Annotated in this window: 7 protein-coding genes; all 7 read left to right on the top strand. The window is 69.7% G+C overall.

All coding sequences use genetic code 11. The annotated features are described in order from the left end of the window. Positions 1-117: 117 nt before the first annotated feature. The 7 genes from QSK34_RS18495 (at position 118) to QSK34_RS18465 (ending at position 13,457) form a co-directional block, all read left to right on the top strand. Positions 118-1,404, top strand: coding sequence for an ABC transporter substrate-binding protein (locus QSK34_RS18495; RefSeq protein WP_285585492.1), 1,287 nt, complete (start codon positions 118-120; stop codon positions 1,402-1,404). Further along, on the top strand, positions 1,401-2,339 hold the full coding sequence (locus QSK34_RS18490; RefSeq protein ID WP_285585491.1) for a carbohydrate ABC transporter permease: 939 nt from the start codon (positions 1,401-1,403) through the stop codon (positions 2,337-2,339). The genes QSK34_RS18495 and QSK34_RS18490 overlap by 4 nt, the downstream gene beginning before the upstream one ends. After that, on the top strand, positions 2,336-3,100 hold the full coding sequence (locus QSK34_RS18485; protein WP_285585490.1) for a carbohydrate ABC transporter permease: 765 nt from the start codon (positions 2,336-2,338) through the stop codon (positions 3,098-3,100). Before QSK34_RS18490 ends, QSK34_RS18485 begins: the two co-directional genes overlap by 4 nt. Further along, positions 3,093-4,946 carry a glycoside hydrolase family 127 protein gene (locus tag QSK34_RS18480; RefSeq protein WP_285585489.1) on the top strand — a complete coding sequence of 618 codons (1,854 nt, stop codon included), beginning with the start codon at positions 3,093-3,095 and terminating at the stop codon, positions 4,944-4,946. The genes QSK34_RS18485 and QSK34_RS18480 overlap by 8 nt, the downstream gene beginning before the upstream one ends. Further along, entirely contained in the window at positions 4,947-9,680 is a 4,734-nt protein-coding gene (locus QSK34_RS18475) for a discoidin domain-containing protein (protein WP_285585488.1), read from the top strand. A 64-nt stretch (positions 9,681-9,744) separates the two neighbouring features. Further along, positions 9,745-12,807 carry a family 43 glycosylhydrolase gene (locus QSK34_RS18470; RefSeq protein ID WP_285585487.1) on the top strand — a complete coding sequence of 1,021 codons (3,063 nt, stop codon included), beginning with the start codon at positions 9,745-9,747 and terminating at the stop codon, positions 12,805-12,807. A 29-nt stretch (positions 12,808-12,836) separates the two neighbouring features. Continuing rightward, complete coding sequence (locus QSK34_RS18465; protein ID WP_285585486.1) at positions 12,837-13,457, top strand: hypothetical protein; 621 nt, start codon at positions 12,837-12,839, stop codon at positions 13,455-13,457. Positions 13,458-13,503: the final 46 nt, after the last annotated feature.

Genomic DNA, 13,503 nt, shown 5'->3' with positions numbered 1-13,503 from the left:
GGTCAAACGGCATCATACCCGGCGAACCGTTGACAGTGATGCAGGTTTCTTCTACGTTACGAAAACCTTTTAGGTGATTTCGGTCGTCGGTTCGGGGGGTATCGGAAGGAGCAGGCCATGAAGCCACGTGTGCTGGTCAGCGCTGCGGTGGTCGCATTGGTGTCGTTAGTGTCGGCGTGCGGCGGTTCGGGTGGTGGTGAACAGCAGGCGCAGGCGGGTCGGCCCGCCGCCTCGGACGCCGGCGTCGAGATCACGATGTGGACGCGGGCGGCCACCCAGGCGCAGAGTGAGCGGTTGGTCCAGGCCTACAACGCGAGCCACCAGAACCAGGTGAAACTGACCGTCATCCCGACGGACAACTACCAGCCGCGGGTCGCCGCGGCGGCGGGCGCGGGACAACTGCCCGACATCTTCGCCTCCGACGTGGTGTTCGTGCCCAACTACACGTCGCAGGGCCTGTTCATGGACATCACCGACCGGGTCGCGTCGCTGCCGTTCAAGGACAGCCTGGCCCCCTCGCACATGAAGCTCGGCACGCTGGAGGGCCGGAACTACACCCTCCCGCACACGCTCGACCTGTCGGTCTGGTTCTGGAACAAGGACCTGTACGAGAAGGCCGGGCTCGACCCGGAGAAGGGCCCGACGACCCTCAAGGAGTTCGCCGAGCAGGCCACCGTCGTCGACGAGAAACTCGGCAAGGACGGCAAGGTCAGCGGCACCTTCTTCGGCGGCAACTGCGGCGGCTGCTTCGTCTTCACCTTCTGGCCCTCGGTCTGGGCGGCCGGCGGTCAGACGCTGAACCCCGAGGGCACCGAGTCCCTCAACGACAGGTCGCCGATGACCGACGTGTTCGCGATCTACCGCGGCCTGTTCGAGAAGGGCGTCACCGGCGCCACCACCAAGGAGGAGCAGGGCCCGACCTGGACCGGCTTCTTCCCCAAGGGCGAGATCGGCGTCATGCCGATGCCGTCGACCACGCTCGGCTCGATGCCCGCCGACATGAACATCGGCGTCGCGCCGATCGCCGGCCCCGACGGCGGCGAGTCGACCTTCGTGGGCGGCGACTCCGTCGGCATCTCGTCCACCAGCAAGAACGCCGACGCCGCCTGGGACTTCCTGGCCTGGTCGGTCTCCGACGAGGCCCAGGTCGAGGTCATGGCCAAGAACAAGGACGTGCTCGCCCGGGTCGACCTGGCGAACAACAAGTACTCGGCCGAGGACCCCCGGGTCGTCCTGATCAACTCCCTGGTCGGCAAGGGCCAGACCCCGATGGCGCTGAAGTTCGGCGAGAGCTTCAACGACCCGCAGGGGCCGTTCCTCCGCCTCGCCCGCGAGGCGCTCTTCGGCGACGCCGCGAAGGTGACCGAGCTCAACGCCGCGATCAACGCCTCGCTCCGGTCATGACCACCCTGACCCGCCCCCGTGGGCGGGCGGCGCGCGGCGGTTCCTCCGCCGCCGTCGCGCCGCCGCCCTGGTGGCGCCGTCAAGGAGCACAGGGCTGGTTGTACGCCGCCCCGACCGCCCTCATCGTGGTCGTGCTCTTCCTGGCGCCACTCGTCCTCGTCGGCTGGATGTCACTGAACCGGTGGCCGCTGCTGGGCGAGGCCACGCTCAACGCCCCCGCCAACTACACCAAGATCGCCGACAACCCGCTCTTCGCCGACGCCGTCTGGTTCACGCTCAAGTACACCGTGATCATCACGGTCGTGCTCTCGCTGTTCGCGCTGGGCCTGGCCCTGCTCGTCCAGGAGCGCAGGCCCGGCGTGGGGTTCTTCCGCACCGCGTTCTTCCTGCCGGGCGCGGTGGGCTTCGCGGCGGCGGCGCTGCTCTTCTACGGCATGCTCAACAGTGACTTCGGCCCGATCGACCCGATCCTGCGCACCCTCGGGATCATCGACGAACCGGTGAGCTGGATCGGCACGCCGAACATGGCGCTGTTCTCCACCATCACGCTCGTGCTCTGGCGCTTCGCCGGGTTCAACATGCTGATCCTGCTCACCGGCCTGCAGGCCATCCCGGTCGCGGTGTACGAGGCGGCCAGGACCGACGGCGCGAGCCGCTGGGTGATCTTCCGCAGGATCACGCTGCCGCTGCTGCGCCCGACGATCGCGCTGATGCTCATCATGAGCGTCACCGGCTCGCTGCTGGCCTTCGACCAGTTCTTCATCTTCACCAACGGCGGACCGGACAACAGCACCGTCTCGATGGTCATGGTCATCTACCGCGACGCCTTCCTCCGGTTCGACCTCGGCGGCGCCGCCGCGTTGTCGGTCGTGCTGCTGGTCGCCCTCGTCGCGCTCAACGCCCTGCAGCTGCGGGTGCTCAGGAGGCCGGAGTGAGGTACTACACCACCATGTCGGCCCTGGCCGTCCTGTTCCTGTTCCCCCTGGTGTGGAGCGGGTGGGCGTCCATGGAGGAGCCGGACAACTACGTCGAGATGGCGCGGTTCGGCGAAGGGCTGGGCACCTATCTGACCAACAGCGTGCTGGTGTCGGTGCTGACCGTCGCGGGCACCCTGGTCGTCTCGGCGCTCGGCGGCTACGCCTTCGCGCGGTTCGCCTTCCCCGGCAAGAACCTGCTGTTCCTGGCCACGCTGGCGATCCTGATGGTGCCGTACGCGACGGTGCTGATCCCGCTGTACGTGCTGCTCGGCTACATCGGACTGCAGAACTCGCTCGTCGGCGTGGCCCTGGTCTTCGTCATGTTCCAGCTCCCGTTCGCGCTGTTCATGATGCGCAACGCCTTCGAGGCGCTGCCGAAGGAACTGGAGGAGGCGGCGCTGGTCGACGGCTGCACCACGTTCCGGGCGTTCGTCCGCATCCTGCTCCGCGCGGTCCGGCCGGCCATGGTCACCGTCGGGCTGTTCGCCTTCCTGGCGTCGTGGAACGACTTCTTCGCGCCGCTGATCCTGCTCAACGACGGCGCCAGCTTCACGCTGCCGGTCGCGGTGGTCAGCATGACGCAGAACACGTTCGGCGCCATCGACTACGGCATGTTGCAGGCCGGCGTCATGGTCATGGCGATCCCGTGCCTGATCCTCTTCCTCGTCCTCCAGCGCCACTACGTGCGCGGATTCATGTCAGGAGCTCTGCGTGGCTAGTCCTGTGCTGCCCTCCTCCGGCGTGTTGTCCCCCCTCGGCCTGGACGCCGTGCGCCCCGCGCCCGGTTTCTGGGGCGACCGGATCGCCCTGAACCGCGAGGTCACCATGGCCCACTGCCACGAGTGGATGGAGAAGGAGGGCTGGATCGCCAACTTCCGGGGCGAGGTGCCACGTCGCGGCCGGGAGTTCAGCGACTCGGAGATCTACAAGCTGCTGGAGGGCATGGCCTGGGCCGGCCACCCGGCGCTGCCCGAACTGGCCGGGACCGTGGCCCGCGCCCAGGAGGCCGACGGCTACCTCAACACCCGGTGGAGGAACGCCCGCTACACCGACTTCGAGTGGGGCCACGAGCTCTACTGCTACGGCCACCTCATCCAGGCCGGGGTCGCCCGCTTACGGACCCACGGCGAGGACGAACTGACCGAGGTCGTACGCCGGGTCGCCGACCACGTGTGCGACCGGTTCATGGAGACCACCGAGACCTGCGGGCATCCCGAGATCGAGATGGCCCTGGTCGAGCTCTACCGGGCGACGGGCGTGGAACGTTACCTGGAGATGGCCCGCCGGTTCGTCGACCGCCGGGGGCTGCCCGCGCTGGCCGACATCGAGTTCGGCCGGGGCTACTTCCAGGACGACGTCCCGGTCCGGCGGGCCAAGGTGTTCCACGGCCACGCCGTGCGGGCGCTCTACCTGGCCTGCGGGGTCGTCGACGTCGCGGTCGAGACCGGCGACGTGGAGCTGCTGAAGACCGTCGAGGCGCAGTGGGAGTCGACGATCGCGCGGCGCACCTACCTGACCGGCGGGATGGGTTCGCGGCACTTCGGCGAGTCCTTCGGCGAGGACTTCGAGCTGCCGTCCGACCGGGCCTACTCGGAGACCTGCGCCGGGGTGGCCTCGTTCATGCTCGCGCACCGGCTGCTGCTGGCCACCGGCGACGTGCGCTACGCCGACCTGGCCGAACGCACCCTCTACAACGTGCTGGCCACCTCGCCCGCGCTCGACGGCAAGTCGTTCTTCTACGCCAACCCCCTCCAGGTCCGGGTGCCCGCCGAGCCGCTCGACGGGATCAACCTGGCCGCCGAGGGCGGGCTGCGCTCGCCCTGGTTCACGGTGTCGTGCTGCCCGAGCAACATCGCCCGGACGTTCGCCTCGCTGCCCGCCTACTTCGCGGCGGCCGGGGAGGCGGGCGTCCGGATCCACCACTACACGCCCTCGCAGATCCGGCACGACGGGCTCGTGCTGAACGTGGAGACCGACTACCCGTGGTCGGGGCGGGTCGAGGTCACGGTGGCCGAGGGCGGGACCGGGTCGATCTCCCTGCGGGTGCCCTCGTGGGCCGAGGGCGCGACCGTCTCCTACGCCGGGACGCGCCGCGCGGTCGCGCCCGGCTACGCCGTGGCCGAGGCCGAAGGCGGGTGGCGTCCGGGCGACGTCATCACCCTCGACCTGCCCGTCATCTCCCGGTGGACCGTGCCGGACGCCCGGATCGACGCGCTCAGGGGCAGCGTCGCCATCGAGCGGGGCCCGCTGGTCTACTGCGCCGAATCGGTGGGGGACCGGCCTCCGTTGGCCGAGGTCGTGGTCAGGCCGGACGAGCCCGTCGAGCACGTGGTCGAGCACATGGTCGACGGGGCCGTCGAACTGGACGTGAAGGCGGCGCTCATCTCAGGGGCGCCGACCGGCTGGCCGTACACGGCCGAGAAGGAAACCCCGGACGAGGAGCCGATCACCCTGCGGCTGGTGGCCTACCACCGCTGGGGCAACCACGGGCCCGCGACCATGCGGGTCTGGCTCCCCGTCGACACCGCCCGAACCGACCGATCCCGGTACCTGGAGGAAGTCTAAATGAGTGCCAGACGCACAGGCAGGGCGCCGACGTGGCTCGCCCTGGCTGCGCTCACTGTGGCGGGCCTGGTCAGCCTGCCTCCCGCCGCCCATGCCGCATCCCCGATTCTCCCCGGAAACGAAGGCGACGTCGGTGTCTACACCAACGGCCAGAACCACGTGATGGAGATCGGCGACCCGGTCTACAGCAACGTCGGCGACGTCGCCGACCAGGTCAAGCCGGGTGTTCCGTTCACCGCGTCCAGCATGCACCAGTCCATCTTCGACAAGGACCTCGCCGCCGGCGGGACGGACTACTACCTCGACCGCGTCCTGGGCGTGAAGGGCGCCATCGGGTCGGCCGTGCTGATGACCCGCGGCCGCTCGCTCTACATGCGCGGCGCCAGCAACGCCAACTTCACCACCATGGGCTTCGCCGGCAGCGCCTTCGTCGGCGGCCCGAACAGCCTCGGCAACTTCTACACCGTCACCGTGCCCGGCCAGACCGTGACCGAGGTGAACGCCAACCGGTTCAACGCGCCCTCCCACGCCAGGACCCGGTACACGATCGGCGGCACCGGCGTCACCGCCGACCTGACGAAGTTCATCACCTACGAGAACGTCGCCGTCACCGCGATCACCTTCGACAACCCGGGCGGCACGGCGGCCACCTTCACGGTCCGCGCGGCCTCCCCGCTCGCGACCCAGGCGGGCGAGGGCGACGCCGAACTGACCGGCACGCGGACCATCATGAGCGGTTCCAACAACGGCACGATCGACTCTCCGTGGAACCAGATCAGGGTCAACCTGACCGGTGACGGGTTCACCCGCACGGGGACCAACCTCGACCGTGAGATCACCGTCCCGGCGGGCGGCTCGGTCTCGTTGTCGGTCGTCGGCGCGGTCACGCAGGACTCGCTGCCGCAGGCGACGACCGAGTACAAGGCCTACGCCCAGAAGAGCCCGGCCCAGGCGGTCAAGGACGGCATCACCGCCTTCAACCGCCAGTGGGCCAAGGACGTGCCCTACATCGACGTGCCCGACCCGGCGCTGGAGAAGGCCATCGTCTACCGCTGGTGGGGCGAGCGCTACAACTCGCTCGACGCCAACGCGACCGGCTACGTCTACCAGTACCCCACGACGATCGAGGGGGTGAACCTCTACCAGAACGCCGTGGCCCTGACGCAGCCGATGCACCTGCAGGACACCAAGTGGCTGCGCACGCCGTACCTGCCGTACGGGCAGATCCTCAACATCGGCGAGCTCTCGGGCTCCTCGGCGTTCCTGGACAGCCCGGGTCACACGAGCTGGAACAACCACTACTCGCAGTACATCGGCACCGCGGGCCTGGAGGCCTACGAGGTGCACGGCGGCGGCAAGGAGATCGCCCAGAGGTTCGCCCGCTACTTCGAGGGCGACGGCAAGGGCCAGCTCGAACACTACGACGGCAACGGCGACAAGCTGATCGCCTACGACACCAACTACATGCCCGGCAACGACTCCGACGCCATCTCCTTCGGGTTCCCCAAGAGCGGCAGCGGCGCGCCCGGCGCCCGGACCATCGAGCGGCCGGAGTCGGCGTACGTGTGGGGCGCCTTCGACGCCGCCCGGCAGCTCTACTCGATCGCCGGGGCCGACCAGGCCAAGGTCGACGAGATGGCGGCCGGCGCGAACGGGATCAGGGACGCGATCCTGAACAAGCTGTGGAGCCCGGACATGAGGATGTTCCTGGCCGCCACCTCGCACGGCGCCACCAGCGCGGCCAGCTCCAACGGCACGGCCAACCCGCTGCCGGTCGCGGCGCGCGGGCTGATCCCGGCCAAGGAGTCGAACCTCTACGACGTCTACGCCGAGAACCTGATCCCGTTCGACCAGGCCGCCAAGTATGTCGACGGCTTCCGCTTCCTGACCTACGGCGACAACTTCCCGATCTTCCCGTTCTACACGGCCAACCAGTACGACAAGACGGCCTACGGGGTCGGCGGCTCGAACAACTTCTCCAACATCAACTTCACCGTGCAGTACCGCGCCGTGCGGTCGGCCCTGCGGCACTACGACCCGGCCGGCAAGTACATCACCCCGGCCTACGCCAAGCGCCTGCTCGACTGGATGGCGTGGAGCATCTACCCGGCCGGTGACCTGCGGGCGCCGAACCAGTCGGAGTACTACTCCAACTGGAACCCGACGACCAGGACCTACAACCGCAACAACCCGAACCACGTGATGCTCGGGAACATGAACTACATCTTCGTCGAGGACATGGGCGGCATCCAGCCGCGCGCCGACGACAAGATCGAGCTCTGGCCGATCGACTTCGGCTACGAGCACTTCATGGTCAACAACCTGAAGTACCACGGCCAGGACGTCACCCTCGTCTGGGACCCCGACGGCACCGCCTACGGCCTCGGCTCGGGCTACAGCCTGTTCCTCAACGGCGAGCGCAAGTTCGCCGTCGACAAGCTGGGCAAGGTCACCTACGACCCGGCGACCAACACCGTCACCCCCGCGGCCGGGGTCACCGTGACCTTCACGGACGCCGAGGGCGACGAGTTCCCGGCCTCGGTGGACACCCCCATCGAGGACGAGCGGGTCGTCTCCTACCTCAAGACGGCCGGCATCGACCTCACCGAGGACGCGCCGAACCTGGCGAAGGGGGCGACCCTCGCCTCGTCGTACACCCAGCAGGGCGCGCGCCCGGCGCCGTGGCGGCAGTTCCACACGCCCGGGTGGAGCACCACCCAGTTCAACTACACCCCCGGCGCCATCAAGGAGCTGGAGCGTCCCGTGGCGCTGGCGGCCGTCACCGACGGCGTGACCGCCAACGAGCCCTACTGGGGCAACTACGGCACCACGAACAAGAACGGCTACGTCGAGCTGAACCTGGGCTCGGCCAAGGCGTTCGACAACGTCAAGGTGTTCTTCGTCAGCGACCGCCAGACCGGCGGGTACCACGAGCCCGCCCGCTGGTGGGTCCAGGTCCCCGACGGCAACGGCGGCTGGAAGGAGGTGCCGGGCCAGTTCAAGAACCCGGCCGTCCCGACGGCGAAGTTCAACGAGGCGCTGTTCGACCCGGTGACCACCGACAAGGTGCGCATCGCCTTCACCAACAGCCCTGCCTACTACACCGCGATCGCCGAGATCCAGATCTTCGACTCCGGCCGTGAGGTCCCGGACGTCACCAACCAGGCCCCGACCGTCACCGCCACCCGTGACGCCTCGCAGGACGGCAACCTGTCGACCCGCGTCGTCGGCACCGCCGCCGACGACGGCGTGCCCTACGACGAGGAGCTCACCTACGGCTGGGAGACCGTCTCCGCGCCCGAGGGCGCGGGCGTCATCTTCACCGACCCCCACGCACTGGCCACCCGGGTGACCGGCACCGTCGAGGGCGACTACGTCCTGCGCTTCTTCGCCGACGACGGCGAGAAGCGCACGACCGCGACCGTGAGCGTGACCCTCGCCAAGAAGGCCGTCAGCGCCGAGTTCGGCGCCACGGCCACGATCACCTCCAGCGGCTCCGCGTCGTGGGAGAACCAGAACCGCGTCAACGAGGTCACCACGCCGAGCAGCTCCAACCCCGGCTCCGGCAACGGCTGGGGCACCTGGGGCCAGCCGCGCAGCGGCACCAGCGTCGCCACCGAGGCGTACCTCCAGTACACCTGGTCCGCGCCGGTCCGGCTGTCCTCGACCGACGTCTACTGGTACGACGACAACGGCGGCACCCGCCGCCCGACGGCCACCACGTACGCCATCGAGACCTCCGACGACGGCACCACCTGGACACCCGTCACCCTCACCGGAGGCTCCACGTACGCGGCCGGTCTGAACACCAACACCTACAACAGGTTCAACTTCACCCCGGTCAACACGAGCCGGATCCGCATCCGGATCTGGGGCCTGATGACCGGCGGCGCCGGCACCGGTGTGCTGCGCTGGCGCGCCAACGGCGAGACCGTCGACTCGGTGGCCTCCCCGGTGCTGATCCGGACCGGCGTCGGGCTGATTCCGACCCTGCCCGCGACGCTGGACGCGACGTACACGAGCGGCGCCCCCGCCCAGGTCGCGTTCAAGTGGCAGCCCATCACCGCCGACATGGTCGCCGAGACCAACGTCGACCCGTTCGTGGTGTACGGCACCAACGACGCCTACGGGCTGATCGCCGAAGCGCGCGTCTACGTGCGTCCTGAGATGTCGGAGGGCGGCATCTCGATCCAGGGCGCCGAGTCGTTCGAGCGGCACGTCGAGGTCGGCGAGCAGCCGGTGCTGCCCACCAAGGTCTCGGTGTCGTACAACGACGGTTCGCGTGACAACCAGGCCATCGGCGTGAACTGGCGGTACAACCCCGAGGTGGTGAACACCGACGGGACGTACACGATCATCGGCGACCTGGTCCTGCCGCCCTACGTCGGCCAGTCGGGCACCATCCAGACCACGCTGAAGCTCGTCGTCGGCGAGGGCGGTCCGCAGTTCGCGACCACCGCCACGCCGAAGACGCAGTGCACCGGCACGAAGGTCCACCTGTCGCTCAACGTCCGCAACGACTCCGGCGGGCCGCTCACGATCGAGCTGGTCACGCCGTACGGGTCGAAGACCGTGGCCAACGTGGCGCCCGGCAAGAACGCCTACCAGTCGTTCAACACCCGCGCCACGTCGATCCCGGCCGGCGCCGCGACCGTGAAGGTCACCGGGACCGTCGGCGGCCAGACGGTCACCGAGACGGCGACCGTGCCCTACAACGCGCACGACTGCGGCTAGCACCCCCGGTGGCGGCGTCCCTCACGGGGCGCCGCCGCCCTTGCCGACGGTAAGGAAGAGCACCTTGAAGATCGCCATACGGGCGGCGGCCGCCGCGTCACTCGTGGCGGCCTGCCTGGCCGGGCTCCCCGGCCCGGCCCATGCCGCCGACTCGTACACCTTCACCAGCACCGTCAACCCGATCCTGAAGGACGGCAGCTACTACTCCGCCGACCCCGCCCCCCTGGTCGTGGACGACCAGTTGTTCATCTACACCGGCCACGACCAGGCCGGGCCCACCACCAACGACTTCATCATGAACGAGTGGGGTGCGTTCGCGACCGCCGACGTGGAGTCGGGCCAGTGGACCCACCACCCCTCGCTCATGCGCCCGGAGGCGGTCTTCTCCTGGGCCACCCCGGGCCGCGCCTACGCGGGCCAGGTCGTCAGGGGCCTCGACGGCCGCTACTACTGGTACGTCCCGATCAACGAGCGCGACAGCCCGGCCTCCGACAAGTTCGCCATCGGCGTCGCCGTCTCGTCGTCGCCGACCGGCCCGTGGACCGACCACGTGGGCGGGCCGCTGATCTCCCAGCGGGTGCCCACGGCCAACACCATCCACAACATCGACCCGACCGTCCTGGTCGACGGCCAGCGGGTCTTCATCTGGTGGGGATCGTTCGGCAACCTGAGAATGCTGGAACTCGCCGCCGACATGAAGACCCCGGTCACCACGCAGCGCACGGTCACCGGCCTGACCGGCTTCTTCGAGGCGGCCTGGGCGTTCAAGCGGAACGGCACCTACTACATGGCGTACGCCGGCAACAACGCCGGCCCGACCTCGCAGTGCACCCCGGCGAACTACCACGCGTGCATCGCCTACGCGACCGCCACGGCCCCCGAAGGGCCCTGGACCTACCGCGGCACGATGCTCCGGCCGGTCTCCTCGACCACCAGCCACCCGGGCATCCTGGAGTTCGACGGGAAGTGGTACATCGCCTACCACACGGCCGACGCCGCGGGCGGCAACCACTTCCGCCGCTCGGTCGCGATCGACCCGGTGGAGTGGGACGACAGCCAGACCCCGCCGCGCATGAAGCTCGTCACGCCGACGCCGGTCAAGGGACGCGACCTCACCCCGCGCCCGAACATCGCGCAGGAGGCGAAGGCCACCGTCTCCAACGAGCCCGTCCCCACCCAGTACTGGATCAAGTCGCTCAACGACGAGATCGTGCGGCCCAACCCGCTGCCGCCGGACATGTGGGGCACCTGGACCGGCAGCAACCCGCCGCAGCAGTGGGCCCAGTACACCTGGGACCAGCCGATGCGGATCTCCGGTTCGCAGATCGACTTCTGGAACGACTCGGCGCAGGGCACCGGCGTGGGCGTCGCGGCGCCCGCGAGCTGGAAGATCCAGTACTGGAACCTCGCCACCGGCCAGTGGGCCGACCTGCCCGGCGCGAGCGGCTACCCGACCGCCACGCAGGGCTTCCAGAACACCGACTTCGACCCCGTCACCACCACGCAGGTGCGGGCGACCTTCAACGCCTCGACCAACGGCAGCACCTACTCGGCCGTCGCGGTGGAGGAGTGGAAGATCCTGGCCGCCCAGCCGCAGACCGTCACCCCGCCCGCCCTCAGGGTCGAGGTCGGCGAGCGTGACCTGCCCGGCACGGTCCCGGTCGCCTTCGGCGGCGAGACGCTCCAGGTCCCGGTCTACTGGGACACGCTGACGGCCGGGCAGGTCGCCCAGCCGGGCACGTTCTCCATCCAGGGGACGGTTCTCGGCTACTCGGCGGGCAGGGTCACCGCCCAGGTCACCGTTCTGCCGCTGGAGGGAACCGAAGGCGACGAAACGGCCCCCACGCTGACCCTCACCCCGAGCGGCAGCGCCGGGAACAACGGCTGGTACCGCTCGGCGGTCCGCGTCCGGGCCGCCGGGGTCGACGACAGCGGCGGCCGGATGACCATCGAGACCAGGGTCGACGACGCCCAGCCGGTCGTCACGGCCGACACCCGCCAGGCCGACGCCGAGGTCACCGGCGACGGTCAGCACACCGTCACCGCCAAGGCGACCGACCGTGCGGGCAACGTCTCCGGCCCGGCCACGCTGGCGGTGAAGATCGACGCCACCCCGCCGGTCTCCGTCGGGACCCTGAACGGCAACCGGACGGTCAAGGTCCTGGCCGCCGACCCCACCTCGGGCGTGGCGGCCATCGAGTACGCCATCGGCACCGGCCCCTGGACCCCGCTCGCCGGCGGCGTCATCTCGGTGCCCGACGCCGGCAGGCACACGGTGGCGTACCGGTCGACCGACCGGGCGGGCAACCTGGAGACGGCCAAGACGATCGTCGTCCCGGCCGACCTGTCGGCGCCGCTCAACGGCAACGTCGCGCCGATCGCGACGCCGACCGCGTCGTACACGGCGGGCTGGAACGCGGTCACCGCCCTCAACGACAACGCCGACCCGGCCAACCCCAGCCAGGCGCAGATCTGGGGCACATGGTCGGGCACCCGCCCGGCCACCCAGTGGATCCAGTACGAATGGTCGCGCCCGGTCCGGATCATCGGTGCCGAGCTGAAGTTCTGGCGCGACTCCAACCAGGGGACCGGCGACGGCGTCGCCCAGCCCGACGGCTGGGTCCTCCAGTACTGGGACGCGGCCGCCTCGGCCTGGAAGGACGTGGCCGACCCGTCGGCCTACGGCACGAGCACGACCACGTTCAACTCCGTCACCTTCACCCCGGTCACCACCTCCCGCGTGCGGGCCACGATCCGGGCCAACGGCAACGGCACGACCCACTCCGCGGTCGCGGTCACGGAGTGGCGCGTGTTCGCCCAGGAACCGGGCCCCGAGGAGCCCGCCGAGATCCCGGTGACCGTCACGGTCACCCCGCGCTGCCTGGCCGGCAAGGCGTACGTCGCCGTGCAGGCGCGCAACGACCACGACGCGGCGGTGGACCTCACCGTCGAGACCGCCTTCGGCACGAAGTCGTTCACCGGCGTCGCCCCGGGCGCCAACGCCTACCAGTCGTTCACCACCCGCGCGGCCTCGCTCGCGGCCGGCTCGGTCACCGTCACCGCCACCGACGGGGAGACGACGTCCGAGCACACGGTGGACCACCCCGCTCTCTCCTGCACCTCATGAGTTCGGCAACCCCCCAAAGTGGAGCAAGAATGAAGATCCAGCACAAATGGCTGCTCGCGGCCGCCGTCGCCATGACCACCGCCGTCGCCATCCCCGGCGCGGCCGCGGCCGACCCCGGTGACAGCACCGACGTCGCGGTGACCGTCGAGATCGCCCCGATCGAGGAGCCCGGCGTCCTGGCCATGTCGATCGCCGCCAACTCGGTCGCCCTGGCCGAGGAGGGCTCGACCCTGGAGGAGCGCCGGTTCACCGGCACCCTCCCGACCGTGACGGTCACCGACACCCGTACCGGCGACGAGATCCCCGAAGGCGCGGCCTGGGCCGTGCTGGGCAACGCGTCCGACTTCACCGGCGACGCCGGGCAGGCGGCCATCAGCGCCGGTCACCTCGGCTGGAAGCCGAACCTGATCGACGGCGGCGAGACCGGCCTGGTCGCCGAGGGCGAGGAGGTCGTGACCGTGCTCGACGAGCCGACCCAGCCGGGCAACAACGTCGGTCTGGTCGACCAGGAACTGCTCGTCTCGACCTTCGACTCCGGCGAGGTCACCGAGGGTTCCTACACCGTCGACGCCGACCTGTTCCTGAAGACCCCGGCCGACGTGGCCGCCGGTTCCTACAGCTCCACGCTGACCCTCTCCCTGTTCGAGTAACCCCCTGGACGGGGGGCCGCCGGGCCCCCCGTCCGCCCGTCCCGCC

The sequence above is a fragment of the Herbidospora sp. NBRC 101105 genome, assembly GCF_030269205.1.
Taxonomy (GTDB): Bacteria; Actinomycetota; Actinomycetes; order Streptosporangiales; family Streptosporangiaceae; genus Herbidospora; species Herbidospora solisilvae.
This window is presented reverse-complemented; position numbering and strand designations above follow the sequence as displayed.